Source organism: Shewanella sp. Shew256 (assembly GCF_002196695.1).
Taxonomy (GTDB): Bacteria; Pseudomonadota; Gammaproteobacteria; order Enterobacterales; family Shewanellaceae; genus Shewanella; species Shewanella mangrovisoli.
The window spans coordinates 385,532-404,243 of record NZ_NAJR01000006.1 but is presented as its reverse complement, the minus strand read 5'-3'; the positions used below and the strand labels follow the sequence as shown (position 1 = coordinate 404,243).

17 protein-coding genes are annotated in these 18,712 nt (G+C 49.1%); 9 read left to right on the top strand and 8 right to left on the bottom strand.

Features of this window, described 5'->3' with window-relative positions:
* From B5P39_RS14050 to hemC, 5 genes are all read right to left on the bottom strand, one after another.
* Positions 1 to 2,615, bottom strand: a 2,615-nt coding sequence (locus tag B5P39_RS14050; protein ID WP_140418336.1) for a retention module-containing protein, incomplete at its 3' end; no start/stop codon positions are given.
* A gap of 408 nt (positions 2,616 to 3,023) precedes the next feature.
* A complete protein-coding gene (locus tag B5P39_RS14045; protein ID WP_088211945.1) occupies positions 3,024 to 4,190 on the bottom strand; it encodes a heme biosynthesis HemY N-terminal domain-containing protein in 1,167 nt (388 codons plus the stop codon).
* Entirely contained in the window at positions 4,187 to 5,416 is a 1,230-nt protein-coding gene (locus B5P39_RS14040; RefSeq protein WP_088211944.1) for a uroporphyrinogen-III C-methyltransferase, read from the bottom strand. The genes B5P39_RS14045 and B5P39_RS14040 overlap by 4 nt, the downstream gene beginning before the upstream one ends.
* Before the next feature lie 60 nt (positions 5,417 to 5,476).
* Complete coding sequence (locus tag B5P39_RS14035; RefSeq protein WP_088211943.1) at positions 5,477 to 6,217, bottom strand: uroporphyrinogen-III synthase; 741 nt, start codon at positions 6,215 to 6,217, stop codon at positions 5,477 to 5,479.
* 4 nt (positions 6,218 to 6,221) lie between these two features.
* On the bottom strand, positions 6,222 to 7,154 hold the full coding sequence (gene hemC, locus B5P39_RS14030; protein WP_088211942.1) for a hydroxymethylbilane synthase: 933 nt from the start codon (positions 7,152 to 7,154) through the stop codon (positions 6,222 to 6,224).
* 202 nt (positions 7,155 to 7,356) lie between these two features.
* Here hemC and B5P39_RS14025 point away from each other — a divergent pair, with 202 nt between their 5' ends.
* Positions 7,357 to 9,771 (top strand): class I adenylate cyclase, encoded by a 2,415-nt coding sequence (locus B5P39_RS14025; RefSeq protein ID WP_088211941.1) that lies wholly within the window; start codon positions 7,357 to 7,359, stop codon positions 9,769 to 9,771.
* A gap of 39 nt (positions 9,772 to 9,810) precedes the next feature.
* Here B5P39_RS14025 and cyaY read toward each other — a convergent pair whose 3' ends face one another.
* Positions 9,811 to 10,140: an iron donor protein CyaY gene (cyaY, locus tag B5P39_RS14020; protein WP_011621196.1), complete on the bottom strand. Its 330-nt coding sequence runs from the start codon at positions 10,138 to 10,140 to the stop codon at positions 9,811 to 9,813.
* A gap of 67 nt (positions 10,141 to 10,207) precedes the next feature.
* Between cyaY and lptM the strand changes: the two genes are divergently transcribed.
* The 7 genes from lptM (at position 10,208) to B5P39_RS13985 (ending at position 15,614) form a co-directional block, all read left to right on the top strand.
* On the top strand, positions 10,208 to 10,402 hold the full coding sequence (gene lptM, locus B5P39_RS14015) for an LPS translocon maturation chaperone LptM (RefSeq protein ID WP_088211940.1): 195 nt from the start codon (positions 10,208 to 10,210) through the stop codon (positions 10,400 to 10,402).
* 42 nt (positions 10,403 to 10,444) lie between these two features.
* Positions 10,445 to 11,689, top strand: coding sequence for a diaminopimelate decarboxylase (lysA, locus tag B5P39_RS14010; protein ID WP_088211939.1), 1,245 nt, complete (start codon positions 10,445 to 10,447; stop codon positions 11,687 to 11,689).
* 70 nt (positions 11,690 to 11,759) lie between these two features.
* Positions 11,760 to 12,587, top strand: coding sequence for a diaminopimelate epimerase (dapF, locus tag B5P39_RS14005; protein ID WP_088211938.1), 828 nt, complete (start codon positions 11,760 to 11,762; stop codon positions 12,585 to 12,587).
* Positions 12,584 to 13,219 carry a DUF484 family protein gene (locus B5P39_RS14000; protein WP_088211937.1) on the top strand — a complete coding sequence of 212 codons (636 nt, stop codon included), beginning with the start codon at positions 12,584 to 12,586 and terminating at the stop codon, positions 13,217 to 13,219. The genes dapF and B5P39_RS14000 overlap by 4 nt, the downstream gene beginning before the upstream one ends.
* A gap of 48 nt (positions 13,220 to 13,267) precedes the next feature.
* The gene (gene xerC / locus B5P39_RS13995) at positions 13,268 to 14,167 is read left to right on the top strand and encodes a tyrosine recombinase XerC (protein ID WP_088211936.1); all 900 of its coding nucleotides are present in this window, start codon (positions 13,268 to 13,270) and stop codon (positions 14,165 to 14,167) included.
* Positions 14,167 to 14,889 (top strand): HAD-IA family hydrolase, encoded by a 723-nt coding sequence (locus tag B5P39_RS13990; RefSeq protein ID WP_088211935.1) that lies wholly within the window; start codon positions 14,167 to 14,169, stop codon positions 14,887 to 14,889. Before xerC ends, B5P39_RS13990 begins: the two co-directional genes overlap by 1 nt.
* 146 nt (positions 14,890 to 15,035) lie before the next feature.
* Positions 15,036 to 15,614, top strand: a complete 579-nt coding sequence (locus tag B5P39_RS13985; RefSeq protein WP_088211934.1) for a HupE/UreJ family protein — start codon at positions 15,036 to 15,038, stop codon at positions 15,612 to 15,614.
* 4 nt (positions 15,615 to 15,618) lie between these two features.
* Here the strand turns inward: B5P39_RS13985 and B5P39_RS13980 are convergent, their stop codons facing one another.
* On the bottom strand, positions 15,619 to 16,122 hold the full coding sequence (locus tag B5P39_RS13980; RefSeq protein ID WP_011715618.1) for an AlbA family DNA-binding domain-containing protein: 504 nt from the start codon (positions 16,120 to 16,122) through the stop codon (positions 15,619 to 15,621).
* A 98-nt stretch (positions 16,123 to 16,220) separates the two neighbouring features.
* The gene (gene ric, locus B5P39_RS13975) at positions 16,221 to 16,967 is read right to left on the bottom strand and encodes an iron-sulfur cluster repair di-iron protein (protein ID WP_088211933.1); all 747 of its coding nucleotides are present in this window, start codon (positions 16,965 to 16,967) and stop codon (positions 16,221 to 16,223) included.
* Between the two features lie 460 nt (positions 16,968 to 17,427).
* Between ric and B5P39_RS13970 the strand changes: the two genes are divergently transcribed.
* A complete protein-coding gene (locus B5P39_RS13970) occupies positions 17,428 to 18,651 on the top strand; it encodes a tyrosine-type recombinase/integrase (RefSeq protein WP_023268977.1) in 1,224 nt (407 codons plus the stop codon).
* Positions 18,652 to 18,712 lie beyond the last annotated feature (61 nt).

Below are 18,712 nucleotides of genomic sequence, written 5' to 3'. Positions count from 1 at the left end.
TCAATCACCACATCTTGGGTGACGGTTTTGCTGTTGCCAGCCACGTCGGTGACGGTGGCGACCACAGGGTAGGTGCCGTCAGGCAGCACGGTACCAGTTAAATCCACACTCCAGTTACCTTGCGCATCAATCACTAAGCCGTTGGCGGTGGTGTAGACCACGCCGTTGATGGTGACGGCTAAGGTGCTGTCATCATCCAAATCGACGGTACCGTGGAACACTAAGGTGTTGTCGTTGGTGATAAAGTCCGTGCTGGAGCTGCCGGTGTCTTGGGTGATGCTGGTGATGGCCACGGTGTTGCCGTCGCCGTCCTCATCAATCTTGGTATCAATCACCACATCTTGGGTGACGGTTTTGCTGTTGCCAGCCACGTCGGTGACGGTGGCGACCACAGGGTAGGTGCCGTCAGGCAGCACGGTACCAGTTAAATCCACACTCCAGTTACCTTGCGCATCAATCACTAAGCCGTTGGCGGTGGTGTAGACCACGCCGTTGATGGTGACGGCTAAGGTGCTGTCATCATCCAAATCGACGGTACCGTGGAACACTAAGGTGTTGTCGTTGGTGATAAAGTCCGTGCTGGAGCTACCAGTGTCTTGGGTGATGCTGGTGATGGCCACTGTGTTGCCGTCGCCATCCTCATCAATCTTAATATCGACATTACCGTTATCCGTTGCTTTACCTGTGTTGCCAGCAGGATCTGTTACTGTCGCTACTGCGGTATAGCCACCATGAGGGATCGGTTCTGTTACATCGACAGCATAAGTACCATCGGGGTTAACGGTTGTAGTGAGAGTTTGTTGCACACCGTTACTGTCTGTTACAACAATAGTGATCACACTGCCAGGCGCTGCATCAGTAGTACCAGTAATTGTTGGGGTAGTGTCTTGCGTATCATCAGGAGCACTCACAGTAATTGTTGGTGCAGTTGTGTCGAGTAGGGCTGAATCGCTACCTTCAGGCGAGGTGTTACCCGCTGGATCTGTGATGGTTGCTACCACAGTAATGGTTTCGCCTTCAGCTGGCGCAGGCAGTGTTAAATTGACAAAACCATTGTTGATATCTTGTTGTGTCAACACATAGTCAACACCATTGACCGTCAGAGTATCGCCTGCATTTGCACCAGTGCCGCCTAAACCAATAGTGACACTAACTTCGGTTGCACCACCGAGTTCAGCATTACTGATAAAGCCATCATCGTTAGTATCTGTTGTGATAGTAACACTTGGACCACCATCGGCCACAGGAGTGACATTGATAGTTAATGTCGCTGTTGAACCTGTATTAGTGGTGTAGGTGATAACAGGAACTTGGCCGTTCCAATCAGCATTTGGAGTAAAGCTGTAAGATCCGTCGGCATTAATCAGTAATGAACCACCTTCGAGAGTCACCGCGGTGCCCGCAGCAATGGTTTGTCCGTTAACTGAGTAGCTGACAACAGAAAGGGTATCATCAATATCGCTATCGTTATCTAGGACATTTCCGGTAGCTACCGTATCTTCATCGACGGTATTAGTATCGTTTGCTAGTACCGATGGGTCATCAACAGGGGTGACGCTAATGGTTAATGTTGCAGTTGAACCTGTATTAGTGGTGTAGGTGATAACAGGAACCTGGCCGTTCCAATCTGCATTTGGAGTAAAGCTGTAAGAGCCATCGGCATTGAGTACTAAGCTACCACCTTCTAGAGCGACAGTGGTACCCGCGGCAAAAGTGCTGCCTGATACAGTAAAGCTAACAACACTTAAGGTTGAATCCACATCGGTGTCGTTGTCGAGCACATTGCCTGTAGCAATCGTATCTTCATCGACAGTATTGGTATCGTTTGCTAATACCGATGGGTCATCAACAGGAGTGACGTTAATGGTTAATGTTGCAGTTGAACCTGTATTAGTGGTGTAAGTGATGACAGGTACTTGGCCGTTCCAGTTTTCATTTGGTGTGAAGGTGTAAGAGCCATCTGCATTGAGTACAAAGCTACCGCCTTCAAGGGTAACAATCGTGCCTGCGGCGAAGTCGGTACCATTAATATTAAAACCCGCCACACTTAATACTGTATCTGCATCTACATCATTCGTGAGCACATTGCCTGAAGCAACGGTATCTTCATCAACGGTAATACTGTCGTTTGCTAATACTGAAGGAGAATCCGTTGCTACGGTTTGGTCAGGAGCCGCAGTCGTCGTTGCTGTCAGTGTTTGTGAAGAGGTTGAGTAACCTGATGTGGCTAAGGCTTCAGTGCCATCACGGGCAAGGGTGACATAACCTGAGTTACCGTCACTGCCAGCTGGAGCATTACCTGCGGCGGTTTCTGGTAGATTTTGAGTTGGGTCTTCACCAGAGGCGATCAGATCTTGTAGTGCTTGGATTTCGTCTTGGGTTGCTTGATCGCCAGCGTTGGGAGTGGCAGCAATACTCGGTGCAACTTCGTTAGACAGCTTAGTGCCATCATCGAAGGTGATTTCGTAGGTTGCATTTTCACCGATATGGAGAACAGCACCTTTTGGGAGTTGTTCGCCGTCCTTAGCGGGTTGATTTGAACCATTAACCTCGACTTCGATTTGCCCTTTTACCAGTTTGAGCAAACCTTTCTTTGTTGTAATGATCGATCCCATAATAAGCTCCCAACAGCTAACTGTGTTAATCCAAAGATGCACAGATCCAACAAATGTGATGGATTGTGATACAAGTGGTGAAATTTTAGCTTGGTACTAATGGGAAGTCAATTTTTTGACGCGACGCGATAACTTGCTATGACTGGGTTTTACGGAGAGTGGTGCGAAAAATTGGCGTTTAAATCTGCCTTAACTAGATGTGGTATCTTAAAGCAGAATAGACGCTGCATCTAGTACCTTTGTTTTATATATAGAAACATATTTATAACAAAATAGTCTGTGTATAGACATTAAAATTTTATGAATTCTGTTAAAGCGGCGTTTAGACAAGTCAAAATGGAAGTGATTGGTTAGATTTGAGGAGCTGAGAAGCCGCAACTCCGATAGTGGAGCTGCGGCTGAAGCACATTACAGGTTTATCGCTTGGCGATAGCTTTGATTAGCGTTGCCCTGTTCGCCTAACTGCTCTTGAATACGGGCTAGCGCTAGCCAAGAGTCTTTACTCGGCGCAAGACGACACACATTCTGCCAGCAGGTTTTCGCTTCTTTCATGTCGCGGGTTTGTTGATACAGCAGCGCTAAGCATTTTTGGTAATCAGCATTATTCTCATGGGTGATTTCATGCTTGAGCAATTGCTTGCGGATCTCTTCGTCATGGGCGGTGACTATCTGTGGTATCACTTCTAACAGTGCCGACTCTGGCGAACTACGCAGCTTTTTCGAGAGTAATTTAAGCGCTTGGTCTTTGCGATTGAAGCGGCATAAGCCCATGGCGTAAATCGCTAAAAACTCAGACTGGTTACGTTCATCGCGTGAAAGCCATTGCCAACATTGCTCTAGGGCGTCTTCCCCTTTAAGACTCGCTGCTTTTAATAGGGCGCAATGGGTTTCAACGCAGAGTGCAGTTAACTTTGCATCATCTAGAATTTGGCGTTTCTTCAATATTGGCAGCAATAACTTAAGCGCTTCCCAATCTTGTTGCGCCCGGTATAACTCTAGGGCGAGTTTCAGTACAGGAGCTTTGCTCTTACTGGTTGGCGCTAACTTATCGAGTTCCGCTCTGGCTAAGGTTAATTCCCCTTGCTTGAGCAAGTAACGGGTACGAGTGGTTGCCACCGCATTGGCCGTCATAGGTTGGGCTTCTGCTCGGGCAAGATATTGATCTCGCTCGGTGATTTTATTTTGGTGTTGCGCGGCACGCGCTGCGGCTAACAAATTTAATGCGGGCAGTTCCCCGTTGTCGGCCCCTTTAATCATGGCGCGTTCTGCCGCAGGCCAATCTTCTTCGGCAATCGCGAGTGCGCCGATTAAGGTGTTTTTCTTGGCGGAGCGGCGACGCCAATGTTGTGGGATAAAACGGCTGCGTAGCAGCAGGTTAATCACAGTGATCACTAGCCATTCCAGTACTTGGAATAGGGCATAGAACACGATTAACATGATGATCCCAAAGACTAAACTGGTTTCAAGCTGATAATCACCCGCTGCAATATACACATAGCCAGTATTGCCGACAATCCAAGGGCTGATACACAGGCCTATTAATATGATCCCAAGAAATATCAATGCCTTAATCATAGCTGTGGTTCCTCTGAAGAGGTGAGTTCACCATAGCTGGTTAACTGTAATAACAGTGGTTTAGCGGCAAAGGATTTCAGCGTAATAGGGTCAAGTTCCAATGTCGCCAGTTTGTCGATTTCGGCAATGGCTTCAGTGGTTGGGTGTGCTTGAACATCAAAATAGGTTTGGATCCACTGGCGTGCCATCATCAGTGATTGATGATAAGCCGCTCTATCATAGCGATAGAGTGCCAGTTGTGCTTGCAGCAGTTTATGGCGCACATTCTCAACCAGATACCATTGTTGCTCAGGCGCTAGCAGGGCTGGCGCATCGGCGGTTCTGTGGCGAATGGTAATAAAATCTTGGGTCAACGCCTTCCAAGTTTTACTTAGATTGCTTTGCCAATCATTCAGATCGCCAGAAATGGTGGTGTCTTCTGGGGCGCTTGCGTTAGTATCGGCACGGTTTAGCGGTAATTTGTCGAGTTGATCGATTAAGGCATCGATTGCTAACACGCTGCCTTCAATATCCGCACTCTTAATATTGGTGGTCGCGGCGATATCCTTGGCTAGCGCCTTACGGATTGGCAGTAAGGCTGGGTTGTTCATCGCGGCAATGGTTTCATCGGCGGACTTTAATAAGTCGGTCGCCGTGCGTGGATCTTTTTCGAGCCAAAGTTTACGCCCTGCCATGTTCACCAAATATTCGGCTTCCGAGGCCATCCAGTGAGTTGGGCTGCGCTGGGCCAGTTTATTTAACCTGTCCTGCAACTGGCTTTGGTCTGTAGCGAGTTTCGCTAGCTCTTGGAAGGTTTTGGCATCGGACAGTTGTTGTTGCTCAAGCTGTGCAATGCGCTGATTCGGGGCGAGTAAAGCCTGCTGCAACTGATCTTGTAGGGCTAGATTTTTTGTCTCTTGCAGTTGAAGCTGTTGCTGCATTTGTTGATACAGCAAATAGCCGCCACCTATGGTGCAAACGGTTAAGCCTAAGGCCAGTAACACACCGAAACGAATCGCCCAAGAGCTGCGATTCACTTGCACCACTTGGCGAGTCGCTTGGGTCGATTCGGGTTTGCTGGCTTGCGGCTTAGTATCGGCAGGTTTGACAGCTTTATCTTCGAGCGGATTGACCTGCGGTTCAGTCGCTTCGGTCTTTGCTGCAACGTCATCGGTATTGACCGATGGAGCGAGAACTGGGGTAGCCTGTGACTCTGGGCTTTGGGCGTCGTGCTTGTTGTTATCCATTTAACAGTCCTTAAAATCATGCTACTGCCGAAATTCGAGTAAAATCGGGCTAAATAGCGCTTAGAGTTTAAGGGCGTTTAGCACGGCTTTGCTGTTGGCGGCATTGGCATTGGTGACTTGGGTTATACCAAAGGCATGAGCTTGAGCTTCTACTCGGTTACTGGGGACTATGATATGACATGAGCGCAGCCATGCAAATAACTCTTTTGGCACTAGATTAATCAGATTATCCAGTACTTCACCACTCGTTACGACGATAGTATCTATCCCTAAGTCACGCCAGTGTTGGCTAACCGCAGCGCCATCGAGCGGCGGGCAAGCGCGTTGATAGACTTCCCAATAGCGTACCTTCGCACCTCTGGCACTCAGTTGCTCGGCGAGGGCTTCACGACCACCGACACCTCGAATGATAGTGATGTGTTTGCCTTGGATATGATGTAGCTGAGGCAATGTCAGCAAGCCTTCCGTTTGCTGGCAATCATCCGGTGCTTCGAGAGCTTCAATTCCTTTCTCTTGCAGCGCTTCCCAAGTCGCATGACCCACGGCGAAATAAGGTACGCTTGGCCAGCCTGTAACTTGGGCAGTATCGACTTTAAACGCAGCATCAGCAAAGCTCACCGCATTAGCGCTGATACAGATAACCAGATCGACATGGGTTAGGGGATGCGAAGTGTCAGGCGGCAGAGGAGGCGTAGCCTCGACACAAAGGAGTGGGGTAACGCAGTGGTCGATACCTTTTTCAGTTAAGGCATCGACCATGGACTGATTGCGCCCCTCGGGGCGCGTCAGTAAGACTTTCATCGTCTTAGGCTTTTGCGTAAACAGCGTCGAGGATGCTTTTAGCGCCTTTGCTGAGCAGTTCTTCTGCAAGGGCGACACCGAGTTGCGTCGCTTCGGTCTTTGGACCTGTGATCACGCCTTCGATGATTTCGCTACCATCGGGATTACCCACGAGGCCGCGCAGAGTCATCTCATCACCGTGGATTTCGGCAAAGGCACCAATAGGTACTTGGCAACCACCTTCGAGACGAGTATTCATGGCGCGCTCGGCGATCACGCGGTAGCGAGTCTCTAAGTGTTCTAAAGGTGCTAAGAGTGCTTTTACGCGTGCATCGTTAGTGCGGCATTCGATACCGACAGCGCCTTGTCCGTTGGCGGGTAAGGATTCTTCCGCAGAGATAAAGCTGGCGATACGCTCAGACAATTTCAGGCGGATTAAACCTGCAGCAGCCAGGATAATCGCATCGTATTCGCCGTTATCGAGTTTCGCGAGGCGAGTACCCACGTTGCCGCGCAGATCTTTGATAATTAGGTCTGGGCGTGATGCGCGCAGTTGGCACTGACGACGTAGGCTTGAGGTGCCTACTGTGGCGCCAAGTGGCAGCTCACTGATTGACTTATACAGGTTAGACACAAAGGCATCGCGCGGATCTTCACGTTCACAAATCACTTCCAGCCCTAAGCCTTCGGGGAAATCCACTGGCACATCTTTCATTGAGTGCACTGCGATATCGGCTTGATCTTCCAGCATGGCGACTTCGAGCTCTTTCACGAACAGGCCTTTACCGCCAACCTTAGCTAATGGGGTGTCTAAGATAACATCGCCCTTAGTGCTCATTGGCAATAGCTCCACCACGATACCTGGGTGAACGCGTTCTAATTCTGCTTTAACAAATTCAGCTTGCCACATGGCCAGCGGACTCTTGCGGGTAGCGATACGTATGCGGTTTTCAGACATGCCTAGTTTCCATCCGAGATCTTAGTTGCGCCAATGCTAACATTGGCTATTCGTGAATGTAAGGAAGCCGTATCGATTCTTTGAAGTCGGCGGTGTTCTAAATAGCTAAAAAGTGTGATGGAGTTCTCATTTAGTTGCTCAGCTTTGCAAAAGTGTTAACATGAGCACACTTCTTACTCGTGCTTGAGCGTCGTTTTCTTGGATGGATCAACAAGGTCAATTTCCTGATATCGCAGAAAGACTTAATCAAGTTCGTATCGCACGAGCTTTAGCCTTGTTGTCGCCGCTGCAAAAGCATTTGTTCCGTTTAATCCCCTTTCTTATTCAGCAGAATAGCGTTCAGTATCCTGGTTTTGTTGACCCCAATACCCCAAGTGGCATTCAAGGCTATAGCCCAGAGTCATTTGAGGCGCAGGCCTGCGATGTGTTTAAGCTCCCCTTTAGCGCCAGCGAGGCTGAAAATCCGGCTTTTGAAGGGGTTTACGCTATGGGCAGCACAGCCAGTTTTGGTCAGAATGCCAAGAGCGATGTGGATGTATGGTTAGTGCACCATGCACAGCTGTGTGATGACGACTTAGCCTCAATTAAATTAAAAACTGAGCGCTTAACCGCTTGGTTTGCCGAATATCAATTTGAGGTGAACTTTTACTTGGTTCACCCGCAGCAGTTTTGTGGCGATATGTCGCAGCGTTCGGGTTGCCAATCGTCGATGGCCCATGAACACAGCGGCAGTACGCAACACTGGTTATTGCTTGAGGAGTTTTACCGTAGCCAAATTCGGTTAGCGGGTAAAACCATTGCATGGTGGCCCGATGCCAAGCTCAATCCAGAGCTGTTGTATCTAGGTAATGTGCACGAGCTACCGGCGAGTGAGTACTTTGGGGCGTCGCTGTGGCAGCTCTATAAAGGCCTTAATAAGCCTCATAAGGCGTTGATAAAAGTACTGCTACTGGAAGCCTATGCGAGTGAATATCCCCATTCGCAGCTGTTGTGCGATAGGTTGTGGCAAAAGACCTTAGCGGGCGATTTCTCCACCTCTAACGATGCCTATTACGCGATTTATGAGGTCATTGAGGCTTACCTGTTAAAGCAGAATGATAATCGTAGACTCGAGATTGTGCGCCGCTGTTTTTACCTCAAATGTGGCGTGTATTTGAGTGTGGCGGACCAAGGCAAAGACTGGCGCTACGCCAAAATGCAAAAGCTCGTGCAAGAATGGCAGTGGCCCGACAGTTTGATTTCGACCTTAGATGACTGTGAGCATTGGCATAGCGGACAACTGAACTGGTTTAACGAGCAACTCAACGAGTTGCTGCTGGCGAGTTACCAGACGCTGCTGCGCTTCGCCTCGACCCATGAGTTGAACGAGGGACTCAGGATTGAAGAGCTGGGGATGCTCACCCGCAAGCTGCACACTTACTTCAGCCAAGATGAAGACCAAATCGCTAAGTTAAACCTGCTCTGGAGCCGCTCGGTCGCCGAATCTGAAGTGACCATGGTGTCTAGCACCAAGGAAAACCAATATTACCTCTACCGCCAAGGGCCAAAGCCGCAAAATCTATTGGGTGAATCGGCGATATGCAAGGGGAAAACCCCCTCGGCATTGATGATCTGGGCTTGCTTGAATGGTGTGTCGACGCCAGAAACCAAATGGTACGAGTTTGGCCAGAGTAAGGTTAAATCTCGGCGCTTAACCGAGGCATCAAGGCGACTGCTTAACTTTATCGACCATGACTGGCGGGTATCGAAACTCGACCTATGCCAGCCTTGGCATTTTAGAAAGCTTATTTTTGTGCTCAATCTTGACTGCGACCCAACCGTCCACTGGCACGGGCAGGAGATGATGGTCGATGTGATGAATGCCAACGTGTTTTCATTGGGCCGTAAGAAGGAAAATATGCTTGGCGCCCTCGATGCCATCTGCCTCAATAGTTGGGGAGAATGGCAATGCCACCGTTTTGAGGGCGAAACCGCGGTGTTGCAGGCGCTATCGTTTGTCACCCCTGGATTAAGGCGAGCGACCCATCCAGTGGATATGGATGTGATTAGCTGCTCGCAAAAACTCAGACCTCAGCTTAAGTTAGCGGTGAAAAACCTGCTGAAACAAACCGTGCGCCTATGTCAGCAGGTACAACAATCGAGCACCTTAGTGCAGCCGCTGCAAATCAGTCATACCCGTTATGGGATCTTCTTTAATCCCTTGGGGATGGCGTATCAGGACTTGAGTGATGCCAAATCCTTTTATCAGCAGTTGTCACGCAGTCATCTAGTGCAATTGCCTCGGCCAGAGTTGGGCGACGATCCCTTTTCGAGTATGCCGAAAATTATTCAGAACTTTGCGGCTAAGGGGGCGATTCAATATTTCTTACGGCAGCGGCCCGAAAGCTTGGACGTGTTTATTCTCGATGAAGATAATCAGCTCAGTCATTATGTGCAGCCGGGCTCGAATATGGTGGAGTTGGTCAACAAAGTGAGTCATCACTATGTGTTTGATGAGTATTATGCCGCGAAGGCGAGGTTTAATATTCCGCAGTTTTTCCATCTGGTGCGGGTGGCGGGCGAGCTAACGGTGATGCCCTTTGGGGTCGATATCAATAACGCTAATGTGGAGTTTTAAGCGGGAGTTGCTCCCGCTTAGCAATGCTGCACGCGCTTATTAGAAGCTCAGTGCGATACCGCTCTGGCGAAGGATGGAGTCCTGCACAAAGGGCATAAACTCGCCGCCATTACGACCATCAATCCATTTACCATCAACAAAACCAAAGTGATAGCCACCGAAACGGGTTGCAACCCAAATCTCATGCAAAGGTTCTTGTTTGTTGATGACGATTTTCGAACCATCGACAAATTCCAGCTGTAACACGTTACCGCTGGCATCAATATCGACATCGGCGTCTTGTTCATCAATTGCGGTTTCGATAGCGGTCTCTATCGCTTGGAACATGTCATCGGCGAGCTGGTGAAATTCTGTATCTGTCATGGCCATGCATTTCTGTCCTTTGCTTTCGTCAAGATGGGTGCGATTATAAGGCTATTAGTCACCAGATGCACAGATGTTGAGAAAAATGAGACTGTTTTTATTGTTATTGCTTGGTAGCCTATTCATTACAGCATGCGGTCAAAAAGGCCCCCTGTATAAATCCTCTCCCGCAGAGGTGAGTCAGCCTACAAAAATCAAGGCGCCGAAGAGTGAGGCAACCCCAGCCGACACGGCGGAGCCTCAAGCTGAAACTGAAAAAACACAATAATAATCAGCATAATTACAACAAAGCGCAGTAAGGAATCGGACATTGGATCACTTTCTCTACCAAGACAATACCCTGTACGCCGAAGGCTGTCGGGTCAATGATTTAGCCCAGCAGTATGGCACGCCACTGTATATCTATTCCCGTGCGACGCTCGAACGTCACTGGCATGCATTTAACAATGCGGTGGCCGACCATCCACATTTAGTGTGTTACGCGGTGAAAGCCAACTCGAACTTAGCCGTACTGAACGTCTTGGCTCGTTTAGGCAGTGGTTTTGATATTGTCTCGGGCGGTGAGTTAGCGCGGGTGATTGAAGCCGGTGGCGACCCTGCCAAAGTGGTGTTTTCGGGCGTAGGTAAAACCGTTGACGAAATGGAGCAGGCGCTTAACCTTGGAATTTATTGCTTTAATGTCGAATCGAGTGCTGAGCTAGAGCAGTTGAATCAGGTCGCAGGCCGCTTAGGTAAAGTTGCCCCCGTGTCACTGCGGGTGAATCCCGATGTCGATGCCGGTACGCATCCTTATATCTCGACGGGTCTCAAAGAAAACAAATTTGGTATCGCCATGGATGAGGCCGAAGTCGTATTTGCCCGTGCCCATGCGCTGCCACATTTGCTGGTCAAAGGAGTCGATTGCCATATTGGTTCACAGCTGACCGAGATCCAGCCTTTCCTCGATGCGATGGACAGAATGTTAGCCCTTATCGACCGTCTGGCCGAGCAAGGCATTGTGATTGAACACTTCGATGTAGGTGGTGGTTTAGGAGTGACCTATGATGATGAAACCCCGCCGCATCCAGATGTTTACGCCGCTGCACTGCTCGCGCGTTTAGGCGAACGTAAGCTCAAGTTAATTTTCGAGCCGGGTCGCGCCATTGCCGCTAACGCGGGGATTTTCGTCACTCAGGTACTGTACCTTAAAGAAAACAGCGATAAGCGTTTTGCGATTGTCGACGGCGCGATGAACGACTTAATTCGCCCCGCACTCTATAGTGCTTGGCAAAATATCATTCCGGTAAATCCAAGGGATGAACAAGCGCAAGTATTTGATATCGTAGGGCCAGTGTGCGAAACCGGTGACTTTTTAGGTAAAGACAGAGCACTCGCGATTGCGGCGGGGGATTTACTGGTTGTGCGCTCGAGCGGCGCCTACGGTTTTGCCATGGCCTCAAACTATAACACTCGTCCGCGTGCGGCCGAGGTGATGGTCGATGGTGACAAGGCTTATCTGGTGCGTGAGCGAGAAAAATTAGCGCAGCTCTGGCAAGGTGAGCAACTCCTGCCGTAAACTAGAAAATTATATTGATTCAGGCGCTTGGCTAGTTAATGGCGGCGCCTAGGCTTAAAGGATAAGTATCTTGATCCAATTCACTAAGATGCACGGACTGGGCAACGATTTTATGGTGGTCGATGGTGTCACGCAGAACGTGTTCTTTTCGCCTGAGCAGATCCGCCGTTTAGCTGACCGTAACTTTGGCATAGGTTTCGACCAACTTTTACTGGTTGAGCCGCCCTATGATCCCGATTTGGATTTTCACTATCGTATCTTTAATGCCGACGGTGGTGAGGTCGAAAACTGCGGTAATGGCGCCCGTTGTTTTGCGCGCTTTGTTCGTAATAAAGGACTGACGAATAAGAATAAAATTCGTGTAAGCACCTCTGCGGGTAAGATGACTCTGCGCCTCGAACGTGACGGCACAGTCACTGTGAACATGGGCGTGCCCGTGCTCGACCCAAGCCAAATTCCTTTCAAAGCCAAAAAGGCCGAAAAAACCTATCTGTTGCAGACGCCGCAACAAACCTTTTTATGTGGTGCGGCGTCGATGGGCAACCCCCATTGCGTGCTCGATGTCGAAGATGTTGCTAAGGCCAATGTCGCCGAAATTGGTGCGCTGCTCACTAAGCATGAGCGATTCCCGCGCGGAGTAAACGTCGGCTTTATGCAGGTAGTTAACTCGGGCCATATCAAGCTTAGAGTTTATGAACGTGGTGCGGCCGAGACCTTAGCCTGTGGTACTGGCGCTTGTGCCGCCGTGGTGGTAGGGCAGATCCAAGGCAAACTTGACCAACAGGTACGTGTCGACTTACCGGGGGGCACCTTAACCATCAATTGGGAAGGCGAAGGCAAACCCCTGTGGATGACGGGACCTGCGCAGCACGTTTACGATGGACAAATTCAGTTATGACCGAGCCTTTGATGCCGCAGACCGATCTTCCTTTTGATGAGTTGATTATTCGCGAGTACCTACTCGATAACCCGGACTTTTTTAATCGTTATCCCGAGCTGTTATTGGCGATGCGTTTACCCCATTCGGAGCGAGGCGCGATTTCCTTGGTCGAGCGTCGTCAAGAGTTGCTGCGCCAACGGGTTGGGCAACTCGAAGAAGAAATTACCAGTCTGCTGGCGATGGCGGCACGCAATGAAAAGATATTTCGGTTTAACACTGAGTTGTCTTTCAAGCTACTCAATTGCGTTAATTTAGAAGCCCTTAAAGAAGTGCTGGCCGATAGTTTAAAGACGCAGTTTAATTTTACCCATGTGCGTTTGATCAGCGTGTTAGATGCCGATGTGGAGATGCAAGCGATTTGGGCGCAGCGTCTGCGTAAGGATTACTACTTTGGCCGCTTAACTCAGCAGGAAGCGAAACGCCTGTTTGGTAGCGAAGTGGGCTCAGTCGCGTTAGTGAAGTTAGCCGATGAAATTCCGATGATTTTTGCCGTTGCCAGCCAAGATGCGGCGCATTTCCATCCCGATATGGACAATATGTTGCTCGAACAATTACGCCGATTACTCGCACATATGCTGGCCAAACTTTAAGGTAGATCGTTCGTCTTGCCTCAATTCCCTAATGATGAGGAGCTGGAGATGACCCCGCGGTGTCAGTCCTATTTGCAGCAGTTTGAAACCTATATGCAGTCTGAGCGCCAGTTATCGGCACATACGGTTCGCAATTATATGTACGAATTGCAGCGGGGAAGCGAGTTACTGCCCGAGGGCGTTGATTTGCTCAATGTGGGTCGTGAGCATTGGCAACAGGTGCTTGCTAAGCTGCATCGCAAGGGTTTGAGTCCGCGCTCGTTATCATTGTGGTTGTCGGCTATCAAACAGTGGGGAGAGTTTTTATTGCGCTCAGGCGTGATAGAACTTAATCCCGCCAAGGGGCTGAGCGCGCCCAAACAGACCAAACCGTTACCTAAGAATATCGACGTTGATTCTATCTCGCATCTGCTCGCGATTGAGGGTAATGATCCCCTGATCCTGCGTGATAAAGCCATTATGGAGCTGTTCTACTCCAGCGGATTGCGCTTGGCTGAACTGGCGGCGCTGGACTTATCCAGTGTGCAATACGATCAACATGAAGTGCGCGTGTTAGGCAAAGGCAACAAAGAGCGCATCGTCCCCGTTGGGCGTTACGCCATAGAGGCCATCAGTGCTTGGCTTAAGTGCCGCAAACAAATTTCCTGTGAAGATAACGCATTGTTTGTCACCGAGAAGGGCAAGCGTTTATCCCATCGCAGCATTCAGGCGCGTATGAGTAAATGGGGGCAGGAGCAGGCGCTTTCTATGCGGGTGCATCCCCATAAGTTACGCCATTCCTTTGCGACGCACATGCTGGAATCCAGTGCCGATTTACGGGCGGTGCAGGAATTATTGGGCCACGAAAACCTGTCGACCACGCAAATTTATACCAGTTTAGATTTCCAACACTTAGCTAAGGTGTATGATAACGCCCATCCTAGAGCGAAAAAACAACAGGATAAATAATGCGTTGTTATCTTAGACCCCAGAATATCCGTGCGATCAGCTTCGATCTCGATGATACCCTATACGATAACGAGCCTCATATTCTGAATGCCGAAGCCGAGCTAACGCAGTTTTTGCATCAGGCTTTTCCGCTGACTCAGGCATGGCAACCGCAGCAATGGCGACTGCTCAAGTTACAGTTATTACAGCAAAATCCCGCCCTAGCCCATGACACCTCGGCTGCGCGAATTGCGACTCTGCATAAAGGCCTATCGCTGCTCGGTTATAGCGAATCGGAGGCAAAACGGGGCGCGCAAGAAGGTTTGGATTGTTTTTATTTTCATCGCAGCCATTTCCAGGTTTCAGACGACGTCTTGGCGTTACTCACACGCTTATCGGCCCATTTTCGGTTGATTGGTATCACCAATGGCAATGTGGACGCAGAGCGTATTGGCTTAAGTAATGTGTTCGAATTTGTGCTGCATCCTGGCAGTGGTGTACGGATGAAGCCTGCTAAGGATATGTTTTCACAGGCCTGTGAAAGGTTAGATATCGGCTTAGATGAACTGCTGCACGTTGGTGATAGTATGAATGCCGATGTTCGCGGTGCACGTTTGGCAGGGTGTCAGTCTGTTTGGCTCAACCCGAGTTTTGGCCGCGTGGCGTCGCTACCTATCGCAGCGCTCTTGCCCCATATGGAAATTGCGAACCTCGATGCGCTACTGGAAATGTTACTGCCTTAACTTGGTTTAAGAACTTGAGCAATGTTATCGGTTGAATTAAGCGATAGCTTAAGGTGATAAGGATCAAAGACTGCTTCGCGGCTTTACCGTAGAGTGTTCACAATCATTTCACTCGGTTGTTACGCCATCACTAACAAGGAATTTGTATGGTGCGTTTAAGTTTGTTGCTGCTCTTGAGTCTATCTTTTATTGCCCCTGCCTCGGCGCACGAAATCCACTCCGGTGGTGGTTTTATGGCGGGCTTTAACCACCCTGTTTTAGGGTTTGACCATCTCCTTGCCATGTTGAGTGTGGGCATGCTCAGTACTCAATTGGGCGGCCGCGCCATTTGGACTGTGCCCTTAGCCTTTGTGTGTTTTATGTTGGTGGGTGGCATTTTAGGTCTTTATGCGATTCCGGTGCCCTTTGTCGAAATTGGTATTGCGCTATCTGTCTTATTGCTTGGGCTCGCGATAGCCTTCGACCGCCAACTTCCGCTGTTGTTTGCCATGGCCTTTGTGGGCGTGTTTGCGATTTTCCACGGTCATGCCCATGGGATGGAAATGCCTGAACTCGCCAGCCCCGTACTCTATGCCTTCGGTTTCTTGTTTGGCACTGCGGTCATTCATCTCGGCGGAGTGATGTTAGGATTAGGCATGCAGCGCCTGACGGGCCAGCGCAGCTTAATGCGGGTATCGGGCGTGGCGATTGCCGCTATGGGTGGATATTTACTCGCAGGTTTTTAATGGCTTAACGTGCCTTGAGTTGCTTAGTGCAATGATGGGCGCGGCGCAGCATTTGTGTGACTTGTCTTCGGCTGGCGTGCATGTCGGCATCCCCCACGCGAAAATAAGTCCCCGTATAAGCATCGGTGCCGATAAACACCGGCTTTAGGTGCTCTGGCGCGAGTGGTACACGAATTCTTATCAGCTTTTTATTCATAATTTCAATTAGCTGCACATCGGAAATCGCCAGAATATTATGGCTGGTGCGGCTTGGATCATCGAGGATTTCCCAAAACTCCTGTAATACGGGTAGGGGATTCGGAATGCCTTCAATGGTGAAATGACCGTGTTCTTCACGCACCCCGAGGATAATCTCGCCGCCTAAGGTGTTGGCGAAGGAGCTGTAGGTCGCCCAAATATCTTCGGGGAGTTGACCTTGACCATCGCGGCCCCGCGCGAGTTTAAACTCCACTTGGGCGGATTCATGCAGTGAACCAATATCATCGAGTGCAAATGTTGGGTATGTCATGGCGGCGGCTCCTTGCGTAGCACACCACTTTTTGTAACACGCCAAAATAACAAAGGCCAGCAGTTGTGCTGGCCTTGGGTGTGAACGAGCAGTCTGTACTAGGCAAGTTGTAGCGCCTTAGGGAAGAGAATGTTGTTCTCTAAATGGATGTGTCGGTGCAAGTCCGCCTCAAATTCGACCAGAGTCGCGTAACAGACGCGCCATGTGGTGCAGGCGTATTCCGGCGGTGTAAAGTCATTGGTTAACTCGTGTAGCTTTTGCAAAATTTGCCCAGCTTCTTCGTGCTCGTATTGCATCGCATTGATCGGGTTGCCTATATGGCCGAAACAACCTTGCACTTGCTCGCCTTGGCTCATGGTGCGGATCGCGGGGAAGAGGATATTTTCTTCCTTCATCAGATGCGGCATTAAGTCTTCAATTAAGGCGCGCACCCAGCCAGCGAAGGGAATAATCTCCGCATAATGTTCGCCATGGGCGCGTACCATTTTTTCGGAATATTCGAGCAATAACGGCGCCTTAGCACGAACGTATTGATGGTGGGTGCGCTCGATATAATCAATCAACTCGTCGAGTGGCAATTGATTGAGTTCATCTTCTTTGGCACCCGAGTGGGAAACCGCCTCCAATGCCGCAACAACCTGCTCAGGATTGGCCTCTGCTCGCTCACAGGCATTGGCGAGTACTCGACCACCCCCGCAGCAGAAATCGATACCAAATTGGCTAAATACGTGGGCGCGGCGAAAATCCTCCGCGACTAATTCACCCACTTTGCGTTCAAGCCATGGGGTGATTGAGGCTGACGGTGCTTCAACTGGGTTTTCGGATGAGAGATGGGCAGATAACATAGCAACACTCCAAAGCGAGAATAATTTTACATGCATAATATTTGCAGCTTTATGTTGGCGCAATAAATCCTGACTAAATTAGTCGGGCATATCACATTTCATGCGATGAAATATCTCTAAGGGAGTAGCGATGTTGCCTCAAGGTCAGTGCAATTCTATTGCTGTACTACGGCGAAGAATTGTCGCTAATAAAGCAAAAAGGCGAGTCATTGCTGACTCGCCTTTTTAATACAACAGCTTAATCCTTGCGGATTAGTTCATGCCGTAGATTGCATTTAGGTGTTTTCAGTGGTTTTCACATGTCTCTGTTTCACATAAGTTTTTATTAGTTATCAACAGCTAAGAGGATTTTAGTGTCTTGGTTGGTATTGATGCGTATTGGTTCCTATGGTGACATGGGGGTACATATGGGGGTACATGGATTTGACCCTTTTTCTGCCTTTATTGAGTGAAAAATGCCATGTTATACGAAACCAGTCTGCGCGCCTTAAACGGTAAATCTCAACCTAAACCGCTAGAGCTTTCTGATGGAAGAGGTCTTGGCGTACGAGTGTCTAAAGAAGGTAAAATCCGCTTTCAGTACCGCTATAAAATTCAAGGTCGAAATAAGCGAATGGACTTAGGTAGCTATCCTGACCTATCGCTCAGCAAGGCGCGGGATATCGCAGAGGAATGCCGCACATGGCTCGCTGAAGGACATGATCCCAAAATTAAGCGTTCTATGGGGCGAGAAAAATCATTAGCTCCCGTTACTGTTAGGCAAGCGCTTAACTACTGGATAGATGAATACGCCCGCGAGAATCGTGTCAACGTAGATAAGTGCCTTAAGCAGTTTGAACTTCATCTATACCCCTACATCGGTCATTTTCCATTAGAACAAACGGAAACTCGCCATTGGATTGAGTGTTTTGACCGTATCCGTAAAGGCATTAAGGGCAAGCAGAAGCCAGCCCCTGTAGCATCAGGCCAAATTCTACAAAATGCGAAACAGGCGCTGAGGTATTGCCGAGTTAGGCGGTATGCTGTGAGTCATGTGCTTGATGATTTGATCGCCAGTGACGTAGGCAAGAAACAGGGGAAAAAAGATAGGGTGTTAACCGATGTTGAGTTACACGATTTATTAAGTGCAATTCGTGAGCGGCAAGGCAGTTTATATATGCGCTATCTGTGTCAGTTTTTAATCATTTTTGGTGCCCGTACACAGGAGTTACGGTTATCAACCTTTGATGAATGGGACTTAGAACGCGGCATTTGGACAGTGCCAAAAGCCCACAGCAAAACTGATAAGATCATCATCAGACCCATACCTGCTAAAGTAAGGCCGTTGCTTGATTTACTTTATAAACGCCACGGCCATACGGGTTACCTTTTAGGGGAGCTTAAAAGTGGTGAAACGGTCAGTGCTTCTGGCAGTAAATTTCATCAAAAACTAAAGCAAAATGAATGTTGGTCATTACACGATTTGCGGCGAACCTTCGCAACCAAGCTTAACGATTTAGGCGTTGCCCCCTATGTGGTCGAACAGCTATTAGGGCATACCCTTGGTGGTGTTATGGCTATTTATAATCGCAGCCAATACTTACCAGAAAAACAAGCCGCACTCGATATGTGGTGCGATTGGTTAGATTTACTGATTAATCCCGCTGACAATGTCGTGTCTATTAACGCGAAAAGGGCGGGTTAGGCTGGCCCGATGTTATAGACGTTGTTTGGTTCCGCAACATAGCAGTCTGGTAAATCCCTTT

Bases quoted from the DNA above. Each gene is read 5' to 3' on its own strand.
- ric (WP_088211933.1), bottom strand. From the start codon at position 16,967: ATGTTATCTGCCCATCTCTCATCCGAAAACCCAGTTGAAGCACCGTCA.
- B5P39_RS14000 (WP_088211937.1), top strand. From the start codon at position 12,584: ATGACCGAGCCTTTGATGCCGCAGACCGATCTTCCTTTTGATGAGTTG.
- B5P39_RS14035 (WP_088211943.1), bottom strand. From the start codon at position 6,217: ATGAAAGTCTTACTGACGCGCCCCGAGGGGCGCAATCAGTCCATGGTC.
- cyaY (WP_011621196.1), bottom strand. From the start codon at position 10,140: ATGGCCATGACAGATACAGAATTTCACCAGCTCGCCGATGACATGTTC.
- B5P39_RS13980 (WP_011715618.1), bottom strand. From the start codon at position 16,122: ATGACATACCCAACATTTGCACTCGATGATATTGGTTCACTGCATGAA.
- B5P39_RS13985 (WP_088211934.1), top strand. From the start codon at position 15,036: ATGGTGCGTTTAAGTTTGTTGCTGCTCTTGAGTCTATCTTTTATTGCC.
- B5P39_RS14025 (WP_088211941.1), top strand. From the start codon at position 7,357: ATGGATCAACAAGGTCAATTTCCTGATATCGCAGAAAGACTTAATCAA.
- B5P39_RS13990 (WP_088211935.1), top strand. From the start codon at position 14,167: ATGCGTTGTTATCTTAGACCCCAGAATATCCGTGCGATCAGCTTCGAT.
- lptM (WP_088211940.1), top strand. From the start codon at position 10,208: ATGTTGAGAAAAATGAGACTGTTTTTATTGTTATTGCTTGGTAGCCTA.
- B5P39_RS14045 (WP_088211945.1), bottom strand. From the start codon at position 4,190: ATGATTAAGGCATTGATATTTCTTGGGATCATATTAATAGGCCTGTGT.
- hemC (WP_088211942.1), bottom strand. From the start codon at position 7,154: ATGTCTGAAAACCGCATACGTATCGCTACCCGCAAGAGTCCGCTGGCC.
- B5P39_RS13970 (WP_023268977.1), top strand. From the start codon at position 17,428: ATGTTATACGAAACCAGTCTGCGCGCCTTAAACGGTAAATCTCAACCT.
- B5P39_RS14040 (WP_088211944.1), bottom strand. From the start codon at position 5,416: ATGGATAACAACAAGCACGACGCCCAAAGCCCAGAGTCACAGGCTACC.
- xerC (WP_088211936.1), top strand. From the start codon at position 13,268: ATGACCCCGCGGTGTCAGTCCTATTTGCAGCAGTTTGAAACCTATATG.